Source organism: Plantactinospora sp. CA-290183, assembly GCF_050936375.1.
Classification (GTDB): Bacteria; Actinomycetota; Actinomycetes; order Mycobacteriales; family Micromonosporaceae; genus Plantactinospora.
This window is the reverse complement of the sequence record NZ_JBNJMX010000001.1, coordinates 382,644-401,944: the sequence shown is the minus strand read 5'-3', so window position 1 is coordinate 401,944 and position 19,301 is coordinate 382,644. Positions and strand designations below refer to the sequence as shown.

General features: G+C 72.8%; 21 protein-coding genes. 10 read left to right on the top strand and 11 right to left on the bottom strand.

Annotated elements, in window-relative coordinates; translation table 11 throughout:
- Nucleotides 1–4: 4 nt before the first annotated feature.
- Nucleotides 5–853, bottom strand: a complete 849-nt coding sequence (locus ACQEUR_RS01885) for an ABC transporter permease (RefSeq protein WP_433024370.1) — start codon at nucleotides 851–853, stop codon at nucleotides 5–7.
- Nucleotides 850–1,770, bottom strand: coding sequence for an ABC transporter ATP-binding protein (locus tag ACQEUR_RS01880; RefSeq protein ID WP_433024368.1), 921 nt, complete (start codon nucleotides 1,768–1,770; stop codon nucleotides 850–852). The genes ACQEUR_RS01885 and ACQEUR_RS01880 overlap by 4 nt, the downstream gene beginning before the upstream one ends.
- Before the next feature lie 109 nt (nucleotides 1,771–1,879).
- Here ACQEUR_RS01880 and ACQEUR_RS01875 point away from each other — a divergent pair, with 109 nt between their 5' ends.
- Together ACQEUR_RS01875 and ACQEUR_RS01870 are read left to right on the top strand one after the other, a co-directional pair.
- Nucleotides 1,880–3,100 carry a sensor histidine kinase gene (locus tag ACQEUR_RS01875; protein WP_433024366.1) on the top strand — a complete coding sequence of 407 codons (1,221 nt, stop codon included), beginning with the start codon at nucleotides 1,880–1,882 and terminating at the stop codon, nucleotides 3,098–3,100.
- A complete protein-coding gene (locus ACQEUR_RS01870; protein ID WP_433024364.1) occupies nucleotides 3,097–3,804 on the top strand; it encodes a response regulator in 708 nt (235 codons plus the stop codon). The genes ACQEUR_RS01875 and ACQEUR_RS01870 overlap by 4 nt, the downstream gene beginning before the upstream one ends.
- Here ACQEUR_RS01870 and ACQEUR_RS01865 read toward each other — a convergent pair.
- Nucleotides 3,761–4,921 (bottom strand): serine hydrolase domain-containing protein, encoded by a 1,161-nt coding sequence (locus ACQEUR_RS01865; protein ID WP_433024362.1) that lies wholly within the window; start codon nucleotides 4,919–4,921, stop codon nucleotides 3,761–3,763. The genes ACQEUR_RS01870 and ACQEUR_RS01865 overlap by 44 nt on opposite strands.
- Before the next feature lie 164 nt (nucleotides 4,922–5,085).
- Here ACQEUR_RS01865 and ACQEUR_RS01860 point away from each other — a divergent pair, with 164 nt between their 5' ends.
- Nucleotides 5,086–5,382 carry an ArsR/SmtB family transcription factor gene (locus tag ACQEUR_RS01860; RefSeq protein WP_433024360.1) on the top strand — a complete coding sequence of 99 codons (297 nt, stop codon included), beginning with the start codon at nucleotides 5,086–5,088 and terminating at the stop codon, nucleotides 5,380–5,382.
- Nucleotides 5,382–5,789 carry a VOC family protein gene (locus ACQEUR_RS01855; protein ID WP_433025879.1) on the top strand — a complete coding sequence of 136 codons (408 nt, stop codon included), beginning with the start codon at nucleotides 5,382–5,384 and terminating at the stop codon, nucleotides 5,787–5,789. Before ACQEUR_RS01860 ends, ACQEUR_RS01855 begins: the two co-directional genes overlap by 1 nt.
- Nucleotides 5,790–5,896: 107 nt before the next feature.
- Here ACQEUR_RS01855 and ACQEUR_RS01850 read toward each other — a convergent pair whose 3' ends face one another.
- On the bottom strand, nucleotides 5,897–6,691 hold the full coding sequence (locus tag ACQEUR_RS01850) for a hypothetical protein (protein ID WP_433024358.1): 795 nt from the start codon (nucleotides 6,689–6,691) through the stop codon (nucleotides 5,897–5,899).
- A 609-nt stretch (nucleotides 6,692–7,300) separates the two neighbouring features.
- Between ACQEUR_RS01850 and helR the strand changes: the two genes are divergently transcribed.
- Complete coding sequence (helR, locus tag ACQEUR_RS01845) at nucleotides 7,301–9,445, top strand: RNA polymerase recycling motor ATPase HelR (RefSeq protein WP_433024356.1); 2,145 nt, start codon at nucleotides 7,301–7,303, stop codon at nucleotides 9,443–9,445.
- A 60-nt stretch (nucleotides 9,446–9,505) separates the two neighbouring features.
- On the opposite strand, the gene ACQEUR_RS01840 is transcribed toward helR, so the two are convergent.
- The gene (locus ACQEUR_RS01840; RefSeq protein WP_433024354.1) at nucleotides 9,506–10,213 is read right to left on the bottom strand and encodes a hypothetical protein; all 708 of its coding nucleotides are present in this window, start codon (nucleotides 10,211–10,213) and stop codon (nucleotides 9,506–9,508) included.
- Nucleotides 10,214–10,252: 39 nt separating this feature from the next.
- Between ACQEUR_RS01840 and ACQEUR_RS01835 the strand changes: the two genes are divergently transcribed.
- Nucleotides 10,253–10,930: a TetR/AcrR family transcriptional regulator gene (locus ACQEUR_RS01835; RefSeq protein ID WP_433024352.1), complete on the top strand. Its 678-nt coding sequence runs from the start codon at nucleotides 10,253–10,255 to the stop codon at nucleotides 10,928–10,930.
- A gap of 59 nt (nucleotides 10,931–10,989) precedes the next feature.
- On the opposite strand, the gene ACQEUR_RS01830 is transcribed toward ACQEUR_RS01835, so the two are convergent.
- Complete coding sequence (locus tag ACQEUR_RS01830) at nucleotides 10,990–11,940, bottom strand: DMT family transporter (protein WP_433024350.1); 951 nt, start codon at nucleotides 11,938–11,940, stop codon at nucleotides 10,990–10,992.
- On the opposite strand from ACQEUR_RS01830, the gene ACQEUR_RS01825 reads away from it, so the two are divergent.
- Nucleotides 11,939–13,348, top strand: a complete 1,410-nt coding sequence (locus ACQEUR_RS01825; RefSeq protein WP_433024348.1) for a PLP-dependent aminotransferase family protein — start codon at nucleotides 11,939–11,941, stop codon at nucleotides 13,346–13,348. The genes ACQEUR_RS01830 and ACQEUR_RS01825 overlap by 2 nt on opposite strands.
- A gap of 50 nt (nucleotides 13,349–13,398) precedes the next feature.
- Here the strand turns inward: ACQEUR_RS01825 and ACQEUR_RS01820 are convergent, their stop codons facing one another.
- The 3 genes from ACQEUR_RS01820 to ACQEUR_RS01810 are packed head-to-tail and all read right to left on the bottom strand — an operon-like array spanning nucleotide 13,399 to nucleotide 15,581.
- On the bottom strand, nucleotides 13,399–14,511 hold the full coding sequence (locus ACQEUR_RS01820; RefSeq protein WP_433024346.1) for an ImmA/IrrE family metallo-endopeptidase: 1,113 nt from the start codon (nucleotides 14,509–14,511) through the stop codon (nucleotides 13,399–13,401).
- Nucleotides 14,508–15,197 carry a hypothetical protein gene (locus ACQEUR_RS01815; RefSeq protein ID WP_433024344.1) on the bottom strand — a complete coding sequence of 230 codons (690 nt, stop codon included), beginning with the start codon at nucleotides 15,195–15,197 and terminating at the stop codon, nucleotides 14,508–14,510. The genes ACQEUR_RS01820 and ACQEUR_RS01815 overlap by 4 nt, the downstream gene beginning before the upstream one ends.
- 48 nt (nucleotides 15,198–15,245) lie before the next feature.
- Nucleotides 15,246–15,581, bottom strand: a complete 336-nt coding sequence (locus ACQEUR_RS01810; protein ID WP_433024342.1) for a hypothetical protein — start codon at nucleotides 15,579–15,581, stop codon at nucleotides 15,246–15,248.
- Between the two features lie 106 nt (nucleotides 15,582–15,687).
- Between ACQEUR_RS01810 and ACQEUR_RS01805 the strand changes: the two genes are divergently transcribed.
- The 3 genes from ACQEUR_RS01805 to ACQEUR_RS01795 all read left to right on the top strand — a co-directional run bounded on the left by ACQEUR_RS01805 (nucleotide 15,688) and on the right by ACQEUR_RS01795 (nucleotide 17,302).
- A complete protein-coding gene (locus tag ACQEUR_RS01805; RefSeq protein ID WP_433024340.1) occupies nucleotides 15,688–16,335 on the top strand; it encodes a TetR family transcriptional regulator in 648 nt (215 codons plus the stop codon).
- A gap of 68 nt (nucleotides 16,336–16,403) precedes the next feature.
- Nucleotides 16,404–16,751, top strand: a complete 348-nt coding sequence (locus tag ACQEUR_RS01800; protein ID WP_433024338.1) for a PRC-barrel domain-containing protein — start codon at nucleotides 16,404–16,406, stop codon at nucleotides 16,749–16,751.
- A 47-nt stretch (nucleotides 16,752–16,798) separates the two neighbouring features.
- On the top strand, nucleotides 16,799–17,302 hold the full coding sequence (locus ACQEUR_RS01795) for an LURP-one-related/scramblase family protein (RefSeq protein ID WP_433024336.1): 504 nt from the start codon (nucleotides 16,799–16,801) through the stop codon (nucleotides 17,300–17,302).
- Between the two features lie 33 nt (nucleotides 17,303–17,335).
- On the opposite strand, the gene ACQEUR_RS01790 is transcribed toward ACQEUR_RS01795, so the two are convergent.
- Together ACQEUR_RS01790 and ACQEUR_RS01785 are read right to left on the bottom strand one after the other, a co-directional pair.
- Nucleotides 17,336–18,595 (bottom strand): MFS transporter, encoded by a 1,260-nt coding sequence (locus ACQEUR_RS01790; RefSeq protein ID WP_433024334.1) that lies wholly within the window; start codon nucleotides 18,593–18,595, stop codon nucleotides 17,336–17,338.
- A 345-nt stretch (nucleotides 18,596–18,940) separates the two neighbouring features.
- Complete coding sequence (locus tag ACQEUR_RS01785) at nucleotides 18,941–19,180, bottom strand: DUF6458 family protein (protein ID WP_433024332.1); 240 nt, start codon at nucleotides 19,178–19,180, stop codon at nucleotides 18,941–18,943.
- Between the last annotated feature and the right edge of the window lie 121 nt (nucleotides 19,181–19,301).

Sequence of the window (19,301 nt, the reverse complement as noted above, 5' to 3'; positions counted from 1 at the left end):
CGGGTCAGGCCGCGTCGCGCCGACTGAAGGCGACGCTCCCGGCACCGAGGGCGATGACCACGTACGCGACCGTCACGGCCGCCGCTCCGGCCGGCGGCAGCACGTACGCGTGGGGGCTGCCCACGAGCTGTGGTGTCAGGTTCGGCAGGAGGATCGAACCGAACCGCAGGTGCCACGTCGTCGGCAGGAAGTGCGCGAAGACGGGCGCCACCAGGACGAGGCCGCCCAGGGTCGCCAGCGTCGCCGCGGTCGAGCGCAGCACGGTCCCCAGCCCCAGCGCCACCAGGCTGGTGACCAGCACGACGAGCGCCGAGGTGAACACCGTCGGCAGCGCGTCCGGCCAGTTCGGCCAGGGGTTGAGCGGTGCCGGACGGTCGCCCAGCAACAGGGTCGCGCCGGCGAAGGACAACATCGCGAACAGCAACCCGCCGAGGTAGCCCAGCGTGCCGGCCACCGTCGCCTTGGCGCCCAGCAGAAGCCGGCGCTGCGGCACGGCCAGCAGGCCGGGGCCGATGGAGCCGGTACCGAACTCGGTCGTGATCGACATGGCGCCGATCGACCCGACGAAGAACATCACGAACGGCATGACCACCACGGTCGGGTCGGCCGTCTCGTAGTTCGACCGCTCGGCCGGCGTCGCCTGGTCGAAGGACTGGATCAGGAGGAACAGGATCAGCATCCCGAGCAGGGTCGCCGCCAGGCCGCCGCCGAGGAACGCGTACGTCGACCGGAGGGTTCCGATCCTCATCCACTCGGCGGCCACCGCGTCCCGGAACACCCGGCAGCGCGACACGGTCGGGAGCGCGGCCCTGCTGGCGTCGACCGCGACCGGAGGGTTTCGCAGCGTGGTCATGGTCGTGCCGTCCTCTCCTCGACGGTCCGGTACTCGACCGCCTCGCTGGTCATCTCCAGGTAGACGTCCTCGAGCGTGGCGCTGCGCGGCGTCAGCCCGTGGATCGGGATCGACGCCGCCGCGGCGGCGTCGCCGATGGTGGGCGCGTCCACGCCGACCGCGACGAGCCCGCCGTCGTCCGTGGCCGTGACGGACGCTCCGAGGCCGGTCAGGATGGGGGCGAGCTGGGCTGCCCCCGGAGACCGCACGAGCACGTCGCGTTCGAACCGGTCGCGCAGCCGCGTCATGGAGGTCTCTTCGAGCAGCCGGCCCCGGCCGATGATCAGCACGTGGTCGACGGTGACCGCCATCTCGCTCATCAGGTGGCTGGAGAGCAGCACGGTGCGGCCCTGGGCGGCCAGGGACCGCAGGGTGGAGCGGATCCACCGGATGCCGGCCGCGTCCAGCCCGTTGACCGGCTCGTCGAGCAGGATCACGGCCGGGTCGCCGAGCAGTGCGCCGGCGATCCCGAGACGTTGCCGCATGCCGAGCGAGAACCCGCGCACCCGTTTGTGCGCCACGCTCGCCAGGCCGACCTGCTCCAGTACCGCCGTCACGCGGGTCCTGCCGATGCCGTTGCTGCGGGCGAGGCAGGCGAGGTGGTGGAAGGCGGTGCGGCCGGGGTGGGCGGCGTCGGCGTCGAGCACGGCGCCCACCTCGTGGATCGGGCGGCGGATCCGGGCGTACCGACGGTTGCCGACCAACGCCTCGCCGGAGGTCGGGTGGTGCAGGCCGAGCATGATTCGTAGCGTGGTGGACTTGCCCGCTCCGTTCGGACCGAGAAAGCCGGTCACCACCCCCGGACGGACCTCGAACGACAGGTGGTCGAGTGCCAGTGTCGTTCCGTACCGCTTGGTCAGCTCCCTTACCGCGATCATAGGGAGACGGTTTCAGGGGCCGGCCGCCCCGCGCGTCTGACCATGGTCGGAAATCCGTGTCATACCACGGTCAGACGCGCCGTCCCGGACGCCGGGATAGCGTGACCGCATGCGTTCCGGGCAGGACCGGGGCCGAGCGCGGCCGTCCGGATTCGAGGTACGCGGCACCGTGGTGGACACCGTGACCGCCGTCGTACTGGGATATCTGGCGGCCACCGCCACGCTCGACCCGCCGGGTCCGGCCTACCCCGGCCCGGCCTGGGTGGCGTGGCTGGCCGGCGCCGCGGTGGGGCTTCCGCTGGCGGTCCGCCGCCGGTGGCCGTTGCCGGTGCTCGGCTGCGTGGTGGTCGCCGCCGCGGCGGCGACCACGCTCGGCGTCGTGGGGACCGGGGTCATCTGGACGACGTACGCGCCCGTCGCGCTGGCGCTCTACCCGGCGGCCACCTCGGCGGGCCCCGTCGCGGCGACGGTCGCCCTGGCCGGCGGCCTGGCCGCGCCGGCAGTCACCATTCCGTGGCTCTACCACCGGTCCGAAATCACCCCGGCCGACGCGCCCGGCAGCGAGGCGCCGTTGTGGTGGCAGGTCGAGCTCGGCGTGGTCGCCGTGGCGGTGACCGCGGCCTGGGCCACCGGTCGGGTGGTCCGGTGGCGCCGGGCGGTCCAGGCCGACTCCGCCCGCCAACTCGCGCGGGACGCGGTGGCCGCCGAGCGGCTGCGGATCGCCCGCGAACTGCACGACATCGTCGGGCACAGCATGAGCCTGATCGCGGTGAAGGCCACCGTGGCCAACCACATCGCCGCGCAGCGACCGGCCGAGACACGGGCCGCCCTGCTGACCATCGAGCGGACGAGCCGGGCCGCGCTCACCGAGATCCGACGGCTGCTCGACGTGCTGCGGTCGGAGACCGAGCCGGCCGCCGAACTCGGCCCGTCACCCGCGAGCGCCGACCTGCCCGACCTCGCCGACCGGCTCCGGTCCGCCGGGCTGCGGGTGGACCTGCGCGTGGACGGCGCCGACGACCTGCCGCAGGCGGTCGACCTCACCGTTTTCCGGATCGTCCAGGAATCGCTGACGAACGTGGTGAAGCATGCGAACGCCGGCCACTGCCAGGTGACGGTGCGGGCCCGGGACGGCGGTGTGCACATCGAGATCCTGGACGACGGCCGTGCGCGGCGGTCGTCCGCCCGGCGGCCCCCCGGGCAGGGCCTGATCGGCATGCGCGAGCGGGTGACGATGTACGGCGGCACCCTGCGTACCGGGCCGCGGCCGGAGGGCGGATTCCAGGTGGTGGCCGACATCCCGTACGTCGCGGCGGAGGAGAGCGCATGACGGATCCACCGTCCGTCCCGGCTCCCTCCTCCGCGCCGGACATCGGGGTGCTCCTCGCCGACGACCACGCCCTCATCCGGGAAAGCTTCCGGGCCCTGCTCGACGCGTCGCCGGGCTTCACCACGGTGGGTGAGGCCGGCACCGGCGCCGAGGCGGTGCGGCTGGCCCGGCAGCACCTGCCGGACGTGGTGCTGATGGATGTCCGGATGCCGGACATGGACGGCATCGAGGCGACGCGGCAGATCTGCGCCGGGTCGCAGACCGCCCCGGTACGGGTGCTCATCCTCAGCACGTTCGACCTGGACGAGTACGTCTACGCCGCCCTGCGGGCCGGTGCCAGCGGGTTCCTGGTCAAGGACGTCACGGCGGCCGAGCTGCTGGCCGGCATCCGGGTGGTCGCCGCCGGCGAGGCGCTGCTGGCACCCCGGGTCACCCGACGACTGATCACCACGTTCACCCGGCAGGCCCGGCCGGTCGGCAAGGCGCCACCCGGGCTGGAGGTCATCACCGGGCGGGAACGTGAGGTGCTGACCCTGATCGCCCGCGGGCTGTCCAACACGGAGATCGCGCAGCACCTGCACGTGACGCTCGGTACCGTGAAGACCCACATCGGACGCCTGCTCAGCAAGCTCGCCGCCCGGGACCGGGCGCAGCTCGTCATCACGGCGTACGAGACCGGTCTGGTGACGCCGGAGCTGCGCTGAGGGCCCCGCTCGGGGCGCAGATGGCGTCGTCCAGGAACGCGTCGACGACATCGTCGGGGTCGTCGCGGAAGTCCGGCGTGAGCGCGACCGTGACCTGGCGGCGCCCGTCCTCTGTGGAGAAGGACCAGGACTGGTACGTCAGAGCGTCGCCGTCGTTGCCGTACACCCGGACTCCGCAGGAGGTGTCCCGCCAGGCCAGCCCGAGCCCGTACGTCCGGCCGCCCTCGATGCCCGGGGTCCGCATCTCGTCGAGCAGGTGATCGGGCAGCAGGTGCCCACCGAGCAGTGCCGCGAAGAACCGGTTGAGATCCCCCGTCGTGGAGATCAGCTCTCCACCCGCGCCCAGCACCGACGGGTTCATCTCCGTGTAGTCGAGGAGGTGCACCTCGCCGGGCACGTAGCCGCGCGGATGCGGCCCGCGGATCCACGGCGACGTCCCCGGCATCTCGGTACCGCCCAACCGCAGCGGTTGGATGATCCGGCGCTCGATCTCCCTGCCGTACGGGCGGCCGGTGACCCGCTCGACGATCTGGCCGAGCAGGAGGTAGTTGGTGTTCGAGTACGCGAAGGCCGACCCCGGCGGTTCGAAGGTCGGCGGGTTGGCCAGGGCGCGTCGGGTCAGCTCGGCCGCGGTCCAGGTGCGCCACCGGTTGGCCACGAACTCCGGTTCCGGTGGCATCGGCAGGGTGTGCAGGTAGTCGTACAGCCCGCTCGTGTGGTTGAGCAGGTGCCGCAGGGTGATGCGGCGACCGTCCGGGACGACTCCGGGCAGCCACGCCTCCACCGTGTCGTCCAGCCGCAGCCGACCCCCGTCGACGAGTTGCAGGACGACGGTGGCGAGGAACGTCTTCGTGATGCTGCCCGCCCGGAACCGGCCGTGGACCGGGACCGCCCGCGTCGTGCCCACCTCGGCGACCCCGCTGGTGCCCCGCCACACGCCGTGCTCGTCACGCACCTCCGCCAGCGCGCCCACCGCGCCCACGGCGACGACGTCGTCCAGCCGACTCTGCAGCCCGGCCCGATCGGTTTCCTCCGGCCCGGCGGTGGCAGCGGCCGGCACCGCGGTCACCGCCAGGGCTGCCGTCGCGGTCATCAGCGACCGAAACACTCGCTTCATTCCGACCCCCCGTGGGCATTCGTCGAGATCGACGCTGCCGGAGCCGGGGCGACGGACATATCGGGGAACACCCTGGTTCTCCCCCGACAGCCGGTCCGGGGTCAGTCGCTCGGTGCGGGCCATTCCCTTGACAGGCAAGTGGTCACTTGCCTATAACTGTGTCCGTGGACGCAGACTCCGACCTGTTCAGGGCCATCGGTGACGCGACGCGACGCACCATCCTGGACGAGCTGACCGACAGGGACGGTCAGACACTGTTCGAAATCTGCGGCCGGCTGACCATGAAGCACGGCCTGGCCTCCTCGCGCCAGGCCATCTCGCAGCACCTCGCCGTCCTCGAACAGGCCGGCCTGGTGCACACCCGGCGGCAGGGCCGGTACAAGTTCCACCACATCGACACGGGCCCGCTGCGCTCGATCGTCGAGCGGTGGCCCATCGACCGAGAGGAACCGAACCCGTGATTCGGATCAACATCACCAGCGTGCCCGTCGACGACCAGGCCAAGGCGCTTGCCTTCTACACCGAGAAGCTGGGCTTCATCAAGAAGACCGACGAGCCCGCCGGCGGGGCCCGCTGGCTCACCGTGGTCTCCCCCGCCAACCCGGACGGCGTCGAGCTGCTGCTGGAGCCGGACGGCCACCCGGCGGCGGGTCCGTTCAAGAGTGCCCTGGTCGCGGACGGCATCCCGTTCACCCAGTTCGCCGTCGACGACGTGTACGCCGAGGTGGAGCGGCTCAAGGGGCTGGGCGTCGAGTTCACCCAGGACGCGACCGACCTGGGGCCGGTGGTCACCGCCGTCTTCGACGACACCTGCGGCAATCTGATCCAGCTCGCCGCCATGAAGGGCTCCGGGTCAACCATGCGCTGATACTGCTGGGAACCACGCTCAGCGGGCTACTGGCCGCCTCCGTCCTCGTCTTCGGATCAGCCTGACCTACCTGATGTGACCGCGAGAACGGACGGTCAGGCCCCGCGTCACCGTACGGAGCCCGCGCGTCGCCGGGTCAGCTGGACGGTGCTCTCCGCGACGTCGCTCAGGCAGGTCACGGCGTCGGGGCAGCCCTCGGCACGCACCCGCGCGGTGGCCCGGCCCCCCGCGAACCTGCCGTTGTCGCCCGCGACCTCGGCCGCCCAACGCCTCGGCGTCCCGTCGCAGGTGAGCGCGCCCGTGGTGAAGCGTCCGGAGACGATCAGACGCCCGGCCCTCTGCCGCAGCTCGCCGTCGACCCGGGCGAGTCCGACGGCGAGGCAGGTCACGGTGCCGGAGATCCGCGCGACGCCGGTGTGCGGGGCGAACCGCCCCTGCGGGTCGAGCGTGACGTCGATCGCGGACGGGCCCTCCAGGGTGAACGTGAAGTCTCCCGGCGGCGACCACGGGAAGGCGCTGACCATGAAGTAGTAGGTGGTGCCGGCCTCGGCGGACCAGGCGTTGGTGCCGCTGCCGCAGAGGACCGGGGTCAGGGCGCCCCGGGTGCCGGTGAAGATCGACAGGTAGGCGCCGTACGGTTCTGCGGTGCCGGTCACCACGTACGTGCCGGTGCGGGTCGGGGTGTAGCGGTACCAGACGGTGGCGATGGCCTCGGAGCACGTCGTCGGATCGTCCGGCGCTGTTGTCGCGTCAGCACTGGAGACCGCGGTGAACGGTAGCGGCTCGGTGACGGTGGTCGCGTTGTCGAAGTCGTCGTTGGCCGGCGCTGCCGCGGCTGCGGTGCCGGGCCAGGTCAGCACCGCGAGCGCGACCGCGGCGGCGGCGATTTTCGTCCGTTTCATCGGTGACCTCTCTTTTCGGGTACGCCACGCTGACGGATGCACGGACAGCGGGGCCTTCGGTCCATCGGACAGCACGTCCATATCGGACGGCGGGGACGGGCCGGGTCTGCTCGCGGGCCGATACGACAACCATTACCCCGATGTACGTGTTTCCGGGGCACCGAAAGGGCTCTTGGCGCAGATTGCCGGAAGCCGCCCTCAGCCTACGCGCGGCCGAACGATCCACACAGGATTACGGGTGCCAACAATCTGACTGACGGCCGGTGACGACGAACTCCGGGACAATTGCGTCGGTTTCGCCGACGTCCGGGCCGCACCTGCAGAATAGAGCGAAGAACTTCTCGTTCTGCGGTTGCATGCGGGGGGCCACCGAGAGATTCGGACGATCACGGAAAAGGGGAGTGACCAGTCCTTTCCACTCTCAGAATATAACGCACGGGGGGACTTGCGGCAAGACCCGGGTTGTGCCGCAGAATCACCGGCCAAGGCCAGAACCTGCGGAAATGGAAGCCACGGAATGTGTGTGTCGCTGCCGGCGTACCGCCGGGCCGGCCGGGCGTGTGCAGTGGTGGTAAGCGACCTCAGATCGGAACCGTTGAATTGAATCCTTTGACCGACAGCGCGTTCGACCTTCCCGGCCGGCTCTCCGCCAAGGCCGACCCGACGCTGATCGCCGACGACGAACGGCACTTCGCGGCCATCGCGGAGAGCCTCGAACAGTCGACCGCTGACCTGTCCGACCGCCTCGCCGCCGAGCGCAGGGCGCCCGGCGGCGGAGGCCGGCAGGCGGTGGTCCGGGACATGGAGATCCGCCGGCTGACCGCCCGGCTACGCGCACTGCGTCGCTTCAGTCTGGACCTGTGCCTCGGACGCATGGTCGGCGCGGACAACCCCGAGCCGGTGTACGTCGGCCGGTTCGGCCTCACCGACAGCGCGGGTCGCCGGCTGTTGGTCGACTGGCGCTCCCCCGCGGCGGAGCCGTTCTTCGGAGCGACCCACGCCAACCCGATGGGTCTGGTCAGCCGCCGCAGGTACCGCTGGACCCGCGGCCGGATCAGCGACTACTGGGACGAGGTGTTCACCTCGGACGGCTTCGTCGGGCACGCCGCGCTCGACGACCAGTCCGCCTTCATCGCCAGCCTGGGCGGCAACCGGTCGGCCCGGATGCGTGACGTGCTCGGCACCATCCAGGCCGACCAGGACGCCATCATCCGGGCGGGATCCCGGGGCGCTCTCGTCGTCGACGGCGGTCCGGGTACGGGGAAGACGGTCGTCGCCCTGCACCGCACCGCCTACCTCCTCTACTCCGACCCTCGTCTCGGTGACCGCCGGGGCGGCGTGTTGTTCGTCGGTCCGCACCAGCCCTACCTGAGCTACGTCTCCGACGTCCTGCCCAGCCTCGGAGAGGAGGACGTGCAGATCTGTACCCTGCGGGACCTCGTCGCCGAGGGAGCCGCGGCGGCGATCGAGACCGACCCGGAGGTGGCCCGCCTGAAGTCGTCCGCGGACCTGGTGAAGGCGATCGAGGCGGCCGTCAGCTTCTACGAGGAGCCGCCGGCCAAGCCGATGACGGTCACCACCGGCGAGTCCGACATCTGGCTGAGTGCCGACGACTGGGCCGAGGCGTTCGAGGCGGCGGGCCCCGGTGCCCCGCACAACGAGGCGCGCGACGAGATCTGGGCGGAACTGCTCACGATCCTGCTGGAGAAGTACGACGGCGACGAGCCGGACGACCTGGTCCGCAGGTCGCTGCTCCAGAACAGGGAGCTGCGTACGACCTTCACCCGCGCCTGGCCGCTGCTCGAAGCGACCGATCTCGTCGCGGACCTGTGGTCGGTGCCCGCCTATCTGCGCAGGTGCGCCCCCTGGCTCAGCCCCGACGAAGTCCGGAAGCTGCAACGCGGCGATGCCCGGGCCTGGACGGAGTCCGACCTGCCGCTGCTGGACGCGGCACGGCAGCGGCTCGGCGACCCGGAGGCGTCCCGGCGCAACCGCCGGCACCACACCGCTGTCACCGCCGAACGCGCCCGCATGGCCACGGTCGTCGACGAGCTGATCGAGGCCGCCGCCTATGACGACGGCGAAGGTGTGCTGACGAGCCTGCGCCAACTGGATCTCCAGGACGCCCTGGTCGACGAGGCGGCACTGCCCGGCGCCGAGCCGGACCGGCTCGCCGGCCCGTTCGCGCACATCGTCGTGGACGAGGCTCAGGAACTGACCGACGCGCAGTGGCAGATGCTGCTGCTGCGCTGCCCGTCCCGGAGCTTCACCATCGTCGGCGACCGCGCCCAGGCCCGGCGTGGCTTCACCGAGTCGTGGCAGGAACGGCTCAAGCGGGTCGGGCTCGACCGGATCAGCCTGGCCTCCCTGAGCGTCAACTACCGGACCCCGAAAGAGGTCATGGCGGAAGCCGAGCCGGTCATCCGGGCCGTGCTCCCGGACGCCAACGTGCCGACCTCGATCCGCAGCGGCGACCTCCCCGTCGTACACGGATCCGCGTCCGAGCGGGACGCGATCCTCGACACCTGGCTCGCCACGCACGCCGAAGGGATCGCCTGCGTCATCGGCGATCCCACGTTCCCGGCGACGTCCCGGGTACGGTCGCTGAGCCCGGAGCTGTCGAAGGGGCTCGAGTTCGACCTGGTGGTCCTCGTCGACCCGGAGGCCTTCGGCGAAGGCGTCGAGGGAGCGGTCGACCGCTACGTCGCGATGACCCGGGCGACCCGCCAACTCGTCATCCTCACCAGACCCTGACGACGTGACCGCCGCTCGTACGGCCCATGCCCGATCCTGCGCGGTCCGACGGCGCGTCGGTCACCGCGCACCCGGATCGGCCACGGGTGACAGACGGATCAGGGTGATGCCGTAGGCGACGATCCACCCGACCCAGATCAGCCAGCCGACAAGGCCGAGCAGACCAACCGGTCCGGGATCGTCGATGACCAGCGGGCCCAGTACGGCCGAGCCGAGCTGGAGTGCGGCGGCCAGCAGGCCGGCCCCGCTGTGCCAGCGGCGGAGCAGGCCGGCCCGCCGGCCGCTGACGGACAGGCCGGTCATGGCCAGCGCCAGGAAGGTGCCGTTGAAGACGAACAGCGCGTCGTGCAGCGCCCAGAGTCCGGCGGTCGTACCGCTGTCCTGCGTGGTCCCCGACGCCAGCGCGAGCCGGATGGCCATCACGCCGGCGAAGGTGATGTTCTGGAGGATCACCCCGGCGAATCCGACCAGGGACCAGGCTGTGCCCCGCTCGCGGTCGGACGGCCAGAGCACGGAGACCGCGCCGGCGCCGAACAGGGTGGCCAGCACCCAGGCGATCGGCGCGAGTGCCGACGCGAGGCCGACGGCGGCCCGCTCGGTGGTGAAGAACTGGACGACGTCGCTGGTCTGGGCGCCGGTGTGGGGCAGGCCGGCCGGCACCAGGAAGGCGTTGACCGAGACGATCAGGATGGCGAAACCGAGCGCGGCGAGGCCGGCGATCCGGGAGAACGGCCAGGTGCTCCGCTCGACGCCGCGGCTACGTGACATATATTCAATATAGTAGGCGGAAAGCGAAGGGGCCGGGCGATGACTGCCGGGACAGGCAGGCGCAGGTACGACTCGCTGCGCCGCGCCGCACAGGCGGCGGAGACCAGGGGCGGGATCGCCAGCGCCGCCCGGCGCCTGTTCGTCTCCCGGGGTTGGGCGGCCACCACGGTACGTGACGTGGCGCGCGAGGCCGGCGTCTCGGTGCCGACCGTCTACGCGACGTACGGGAACAAGACCGGGCTCGCCCGGGCGCTGGCGGACGCCGCCGATCTCGCCGCCGATCCGGCACGGTCGCTCGCCGACCTGGAGGCCGCCGAGAACCCCGAAGGACAGCTCGCGGCGATGGCCGCCTACGACCGGCGGCTCTTCGAACGCGCCGGTGACGTCATCACGCTCGTACGCGACGCGGGCCGCACCGAACCGGTGCTGGCGGCCATCTACCGCGAAGGCCGCCAGCGGGCCGACGAAACCAGGATCCAGGTCTTCTCGTCCTGGCCCGACGGGGTACTCCGCGAAGGACTGGACCTGCCGAAGGCCGTCGACATCTACGCGGCGATCTGCAACATCGACGTCTACACCACCCTCACCGAGGAACGGAGCTGGCACCCCGATCACGTCGAACGCTGGTGGACCGAGGCCCTGACCAGGGAAATCCTGCACTGCGGCGTCCGTGATGCCCGCCGGGTCCGACCGTCGAGGGATGTGGAGCAGGCATGAACTGGAAGAAGAGGAGGGTTCCGAGCCAGCGGGGGCACGGTGCGACTTCCGGTCCGGGTTCAGCCGGTGGTGGACGAGGTGCGCAAGCTGGTCCCGGCCGCTGTGGCGGGGGCGTGGGTACGGGCGCGTTGGGTGACGACGACGCAGGCGAGGACGAGCAGCGCGGCGCCGACTGCCGGAAGGGTGACCGGTTCGTCGAGAAGCAGGGCCGCCCAGCCGAGGGTGAGGACGGGCTGGGCGAGTTGGATCTGACCCACGTGTGCGACGCCGCCCCGGGCCAGCCCGGCGTACCAGGCGAAGAAGCCGAGGAACATCGACACGACGGTGACGTACCCGAAGCCGAGCCAGGCGGTGGTGGTGCCGGCGTCCGGTGGTCGGGCGAGGACCGCGACGGCGGTGACCGGCGCGGTCGCCGGTAGGGACAGGATCAGCGCCCAGCAGATCGTGCGGGCGCCGCCCAGTTCCCGGGCCAGCGCGCCGCCCTCGGCATAGCCGAGGCCACAGAGGACGACGGCCGCGAGCAGGAACAGGTCGGCGGGTTCCACGGCCCCCGAGGCGCGGCCACTGGTGCCGAGGAAGACGAGTACCGCGGCGAGGCCGGCGCCGCTGGCGGCCCAGAACCTCGGTGGCGGACGTTCCCCGACGCGGAGCACCGCGAACACGGCGGTGACGGCCGGCAGCACGGCGATGACCACCGCGCCGTGCGCCGCGGTCTGCGTGGTGAGTGCGAGCGAGGTGAACAGCGGAAAACCGAACACCACGCCGGCGGCGACGACCGCGAGCCGTCGCCACTGCCCGGCGGTGGGCCGTGGAGCCCGTACCAGGCGGAGGTAGGCCCAGGCCAGCAGCCCGGCGCCGACCGCGCGGCCGAAGGCGACCAGCCACGGGTCCAGCTCGGCGACCGCGACCTGGGTCGCGGGTAGCGACAGGCTGAAGGCGAGCACGCCCAGCCCGCCGAACGCGCTACCCGTTACCCGGTTGCCGACGATAACGTTACTATCAGCTTTCATGGACGACGATAACGCAGCGCACCGTGTTATCGAAGATCTGCGCGGCCTCGCCTCCGCCGCCGCCCCCGGCACCCGCCTGCCGTCCGTGCGGGAGTTGACCGCACGCCATCACGCCTCACCGGTGACCGTGGCCCGGGCGATCCGCCGGCTGGTCGCCGAGAACCTGATCGAGGCGAGACCGGGCCGGGGAACGTTCGTGGCGGGCCGGCCGGACCATCGCCCGGCTCCACCCGACCTGTCCTGGCAGGCCATCGCGCTCGGCCCCCGGCCTCCCGGCGAGGAGGCGATGCAGGCCCTGCTCGCCATCCCCCGTCCCGACGCGATTCCCCTGTCCAGCGGCTACCTCGACCCCGACCTGCAACCCACCACCTCGCTCGGCGCCGCCCTGGCCCGCGCCGCCCGGCACCCGGCCTCGTGGCAACGCGGCCCGGTCCAGGGTCGGGAGGACCTGCGCGCCTGGTTCGCCCGCGAGGCCGGCGGCGCCCTGCACGCCGACGACATGGTGATCTGCCCGGGGGGGCAGGCCGGCCTCTCCACCGCGTTCCGGGCGTTCGCCGCGCCCGGCGATCCGGTCGTGATGGAATCACCCACCTACCTCGGCGCGCTGGCCGCGGCACGGGCCGCCGGGCTCCGCGTGGTGCCCGTACCCGCCGACGCCGACGGTGTCCGGCCGGACCTGCTCGCCGCGGCCCTGACCCGCAGCGGCGCCCGGCTCTTCTACTGCCAGCCGCTGTACGCCAACCCGCACGGTGGCACGCTCGCCGAGCACCGGCGTGCCGCTGTCGCCGACGCGGTGCGGGCGGCCGGGGCGTTCCTCCTGGAGGACGACTATGCCCGCGACCTGGCCATCGACGGCACCCCACCGCCACCCCTGGCCGCCGACGACCCGGACGGACACGTGGTCTACCTGCGGTCGTTGACGAAATCGGCCGCACCCGGCCTCCGGGTGGCCGCCATCGGCGCCCGTGGTGCCGCCGGCGCCCGGCTGCGCTCGGCCCGCACACTCGACGACCTCTTCGTCGCCGGGCCGCTGCAACAGGCCGCGCTCGACTTCCTCAGCTCACCCGCCTGGCCGCGACACCGACGCGCCCTGCGGACGGCCCTGCACAGCCGCCGCGAGGCGCTGCTCGCCGCCCTGCGCCGACACCTGCCGGCCCTTCTTCCGGCCACCGTGCCGCGCGGCGGGCTGCACCTCTGGGTACGCCTGCCCGACGACCTCGACGACCTCGAACTCGCCACCGAGGCGGCCGCCGAACAGGTCGTGGTCTTCCCCGGACGCCCCTGGTACGCCGCCGAGCCGCAAGCCCCGCACCTGCGCCTGACCTACGCCGCCGCAGCACCCGCCCTTCTCGACGAGGGCGTACGCCGGCTCGCCCGGGCCGTCGCCGCGCTGCGCGACCGTTCCTGACCACGCCGGTCGGCCCGGAACCGGCGGCTCACTCCGCCGGCCCGTCCGGTTCAGGGAGCGGCGACCTGCAACTCGGGGAGGTGTTCGGTGGCGGCCCCGATCACGGTCTGCGTGAGCAGTGGCGGCAGGGCCGCCTGCCGGGCCAGGCTGGCGACGGTCATCCGTTGCTCGTCGAGCAGTTCGACGGCCCTGCCGAGCAGGGACGGCTGTTCGCGCGGCCCCAGGTCACCGGGTTCCGGGCAGCCCCACCGGGCGAGCAGGCTCATCCCGCGCCGGTAGGCGTGTTCCCGGTAGACGCCCAGCTCGTGCCCCCGGTGCACGAGGGCCTTGAGGCTGATCCCCCACCGGCGTTTGAGTTCGTGGAGGCGGTCGAAGTCGAGCCGGGCCGGCAGTTCGTCGCGCAGCACCGCGCCGGGGGCGAGGAACTCGGCGGCGAACGCGCCGGCCTCCCGTTCCAGGAGCTGGCTACCGGGTTCGGCGTCGTGGTGCATCAGCAGGTGACCGAGTTCGTGGGCGGCGTCGGACCGGGAGCGGGCCCTGTCGTCCTTGGCCGGGTTGAGGAAGACGAACGGGCGGTCGCCGTACCAGTGCGAGAACGCGTCCACCCGTTCCGAGGCGTCCGGCAGGGCGAGCACGATCACCCCGTACGACTCCAGCAGCCGGACCATGTGCGCCACCGGCGACTGTGCCAGGCCGAACGCCTCCCGGGCGGTCGCCGCCGCCGCCCGTACGTCCTCCGGGCCGGCGGGTTCGGCCAGGTCGAGCTGCGGCAGTCGCAGGTCGGGCAGCCGCAGGTGCCGGCCGATGACCTCGACGACCCGCCAGGCGACCTCGCCGAACGCCTCCGCCTGGTCCCGCTCCGCCTGGCTCGTGGCGCGCAGGCTCCGGAAGTGCGCGTGTCCGGGCATCGGTGGGACCGGGAACCCGGCGGCGAAGAACTCGACCGGCATCGCCAACGCCAGCGCCAGCCGGGCCAGCACCGCCGCCGAGGGACGTGCCTGGCCCAGCTCGTACTGGCTGACCGCCGCCGCCGTGGCCCCGATCTGCCGGGCGAGTTCGTTCTTGCGCATCCGCCGCCACCGGCGTGCCAGACCCAGGGCGTGGGGTTCGAAGGCCGCGGCGGCGGCGGCAGCGGGTACCGGCGGTCGTGGTGGGCCCGTCACGCCGACCGGCCGGCCGTACGGCCAGCCACGTCGCGGGGCGGCAACGCCCGCAGGTCCAGCGCGGGGAGCGGCAGTTCGTCATGCCGCTGCGCCGGCACCGTGCCCGGCACACCGGGGACCGGCAGGGGCACGCCCGCCGACGCCGCGTCGCCGAACCAGAGCATCACCTCGAACCACGGCGACCCGCCGTCCCGGTTGTCCCTCGGCAACCCGATGTACGCGGTCGCCTCCCCGGTGGCGATGTCCCCGGTGTGCGCGATCCGCACGTGCCGCTTCGGCGGCAGCACCCCGGCGAACACCTCCGGGAACTGTCCCTCGTCGTCGAAGGCCAACTGCCCGTCGCGGCTGTTCTCCACCGCGCCACCGAGCCGGGCCTCGCTGCCCTGCCAGCGGATCGACTCGATGCCACCCTGCAACGAGTAGAGCCGGACCACGTACCCGGCGCAGAGGACCTCCAGCGAGTTGTCCTCCAGCCGGACCCGCACCCCCTCGACGCCGGCGAACTCGGCCTGGCCGAGGTGCACCAGGTTGCGCCACACGGTGGTCCCGAAGCTCATCGCGTCGTCGCCGAGCTCCGGCTCGTGCCGGTCCGCGGCACGCCGGTACACCTGCCGGATCAGCCGACCCAGCCGGTCCAGCACGCCCCGCTCGTCCAGCACCGTCACCGCGTCGTCCAGCAAGCCCATGCCGGAAAACCTAGCCGATCCTCCCCGGCCCGCCCGCCGGCGCGGCGATCACGCCGGTCCGCGCGTCGCGAGCGGTACCAGCGCCACCGCCAGCGCGAGGGCGGTCAGCGCGCCGATCAGGCTGGGCAGGCCGAGTCGCCCCTCGACCGCGTACGACGCGACGGAGGTGGCCAGCACCCCGGCGGTGTATCCGAACGCGGCCAGCAGGGGCGGCGGAACGAGCCGCGCCGGCAGCGCGGCGGCGGCCAGCAGCACCGCACACAACACGAGATCGGGTACGAGGAAGAGGTTGTCGCTGCGCCAGGAGTCGTGCAGGAAGAGGAAGACGAACGTCGCGCCGCCCAGCGTCAGCGCGCCGATCCGGCCGATCAGGAGTGTGCGCACGGTTCCTCCAGGCTGGTACAGATCGCGGATGTCTACAGCGTAGACATGGTTTGCCACGCTTGTCTACGTCGTAGACGCCACCCGCCGTACCGGGCAGGATGGCCACATGCCCCGACAGAGGTCCCTGACCCCGGCCGCCATCGCGGCGGCGGCCCTGCGGGTCGGCGACCGCGAGGGAGCGCCGGCGATGACGATGCGCCGGATCGCCGCCGAACTCGGCTGCGACCCGATGGCGCTCTACCGGCACTTTCCCGACCGGCAGGCGCTGCTGGACGCGGTCGCCGACCTCGCCCTCGCCGACGCGCCCGATCCCGATCCGGCGGCGGACTGGGAGGCCCGGTTGCGCACGGTGCTGACCGGCATCCGGCGGGCCGCGCTGGCCCATCCCGGCATCGCCGGACACGTCGCCGCCCGGCCGCCACTGCGGGAGCACGGCCGCCGGCTCGGTACCGCGCTGACCGTGGCGCTGGCGGACGCCGGCCTCGCCCCCGCCGACGTGGTCCGCGCGACGCAGACCCTCGTCGCCTACCTCGCCGCCGCGTTGGCGATGGCCGTGCGCGCCGGGGAGCGGGACGCCCGCTGGCACCAGGTCGCCGACGCGCTCGGCGAGCTGCCCGGCGAGGCCGTCGGCGACGAACTCTTCATCGCCGGCTCGGCGGAGCAGTTCGAGTACGGACTGCGGCTGCTCCTCGCCGGCATCCGGACCGAGGCAGCCGGGACCGACCTCACCGGTCCGCCCGGCCGGCCCCGCTGACCACCCCGACATGCCGGGGCCCGGCGCGCAAGCCTGCGCCGCCGCGCGGGCTGGCGTACGGTCGATCGGTGGACAACCTCGGAGCGCCCGTGGCGTACCTGGCCCTTACCGACGGCGTACCGGTGTACGACCGCAACGGCGACGACATCGGCACGGTGGAGCACGTACTCGCCGACGAGGGCGCGGACATCTTCCACGGTCTGGTCGTCCGGGCCGCGTCGGACCGGCACCTCTTCGCCGCCCGGGAGCAGATCGGCACCCTCCACGAGCGGGGCGTCGTCCTGACCGTGCCCCGGGCCGAACTGCACGAACCGAGCGAGGACGCGGTCGCCGCCGACGCCACGAACGATTCCGTGCGCGAACAGGCCGGCGAGGGACTGCGCCGGGCCTGGAAGTGGCTCAGCCGGCCGCGCTGACCGCCGCCGACGTGCCGAGCCGGGCCGCTGGCGGGAGAATCGGTCCCATGTACGTCATCCGGGAACGCTTCTTCGACATCGGCGACGACTTCGACATCCTCGACGAGGACGGCCGCCGGCTCTTCCACGTGGACGGGAAGGTGCTGAGCGTGCGCGACAGGCTGGTCCTGAAGGATCCGGCCGGGCAGGAGGTGGCGTCGGTGCACCGGCACCTGGTGTCGCTGCGCCCGACGTACGAGATCACCATCGGCGGGGAGAAGGCCGCCGAGGTACGGAAGAACTTCTTCACCCCGTTCCGGGAGAAGTTCACCATCGACATCCCCGGCCCCGACGACCTGACCATGACCGGTGACCTGCTCGACCACGAGTTCACGGTCGAGCGCGGCGGCCGGGAGGTCGCCTCGGTCTCCAAGCGGTGGCTCACCCTGCGCGACACCTACGGGGTGCGGATCGCCGACGGCGAGGACCACCTGTTGATCCTGGCCAGCGTGCTGGCGCTGGAACTGGCGACGGCGCGGGACGCCGCCAAGCGCGACCGCGACGAGGGATAACGGCAGCGGTACGACGCTCGGGCCGGCGGCCGGTCAGCCGGGGCGGGCCGGCCGGGCGGGGTGTCGGCGCAGCGTCGCCGCCACCACCGCCATCACCGCCAGCACCAGGCCGGCGAACCCGACCAGCGAGCTGGCCAGCGGTACGCCGAGACGGCTGGCGAATCCGAGGCCGAGCACCGGGAGCGCCAGACCGACGTACGCGGTCAGGAAGACTCCGGCGACCGCCTCGGCTCGGGCGTGCCGCGGTGCCAGCAGCGCGGCCGTACCGAGCGAGCCCTTGAGCAGGACGCCGGCACCGCCACCCGCGACCAGACCACCGAGCAGGAACCCGCCCGGGGAGGAGAGCAGCACGCCCGCCGCCAGCACGGTGACGCCCAGCGCGGTCGCCGGGATGCCGATCCCGAGCTGCCGCGCCGGCGCCATCCGGCCGAGCACGAGCTGCGCGACGGTCGCCGCGCCGAACACCCCGAACGCGGCCAGGCCCGCCAGCGCCGGCGACGACTGCCCGAGGGCGGCCAGGAAGCTCGGGGCCAGCGAGGTGAACAGGCCCAGGATCGCGAAGAGGCCGAAGGCGGCGCCGGCGACCGCGAAGTACCGGATCCGGTCGGTGGCGGGCACGGCGACCCGCTGCGGCCGGTACGGGTGCCCCGGCGCGGCACCGCGCACCGTCTCCGGTACCAGCGCCAGCCCGACGGCGGAGCCGACGAGCAGGACCAGGAAGAGCAGGTACGGCACCGTCAGCTTGCCGTCGACGTACTGTGCCAGCACTCCGGCGACCAGCGGGCCGACGGCGAGGCCACCGAGGTTGGCGGCGGTGGCGACCAGGCCGGCGCGCAGCGGCGGGTCGTCGGGGCGGGCCACCGCGTGCAGCTCGCCGAGGTGTGCGGTGGCGGTCGCGGTGATCATGCCGATCCCGAAGCCGGTGACGACCCGGGCGAGTACCAGTCCGGGCAGGTCCGGCGAGAGCAGGAAGACGAGGGCGGCGACGACCTCCAGCAGGACCGCCGGCAGCAGTACGCGGCGGCGGCCCAGCCAGTCGGAGACGTGCCCGGCGAGGAAGAGGCTGACCACCACCCCGACGGCGTACGCGGCGAAGGCGACCGTGACCATCGTGGTGGAGAAGTGGTCGCGCTGCCGGTAGAGGGCCCAGAGCGGGGTCGGCGCGGTCGAGAAGGCCATCGCGACCACGAGGGTGAAGGCGACGATCCAGAAGCCGGCCCGGTGCCGGGCGGTCGACGGCGGGGGCGGGCTCGTGGGCGCGATCGGTCGTACGTCGAGGACCTGCGTGGGCACGTTTTCTCCCTGCGGCGGACGGCCCTGGCACGCGCGCCGCCACCCGCTGCACGGCTGCGTTCCGACGGGTCGCCGGCCCGGTCACGCCCGCATCGACGGTGAACCTGAGGTGGCATTCGTCGTCCTCAACGGATCACCGCCGCCCGGGGTGACGCTGCCCCGGCCCGCCCCGCTCGACCGGTGGACAGCGCTGTAACGCGGACCCCGCCGGGGGCGCCCTCTTCTATGCCGGCTGGGGTGCGGCGTACGCGCCCGGTGCCCCCAGCCACCGAACGCCCCACCCCAGCCGGCGCCGTCCCAGCGGACCCGACGAGCCGTTCGCGGTCCGCGCCGTGCGCCGACCGCCTACAGCGGCGGCGCCACGTCCCGGCGCTCCTCGACCCGGCGGTACTCCGTCGGCTCGGCGGTCACCACGGTACGGCGACGGTTGCCCCAGATCAGGGTGGTCATGATCAGGCCCAGTACGCCGGCGCCCATCAGGATCCAGCCGACGACGTCCAGGTCGAGCCCGCCGAGGCTGGCGTTGAGCGCGAACGTGAGGATCGCACCGAGCGCGATCAGGAAGATGCTGGTGCCGATACCCATGACAGGCCTCCTTAGGGGGATGCGTTGGCTGTCGTGGTGCCTGCTACCCAGTCGGCGCCGAGCCCAACCGTGCGCCCCGTTGACCAGCCACGACGGTGGACGCCGAGTAGGCGGTCCCCGT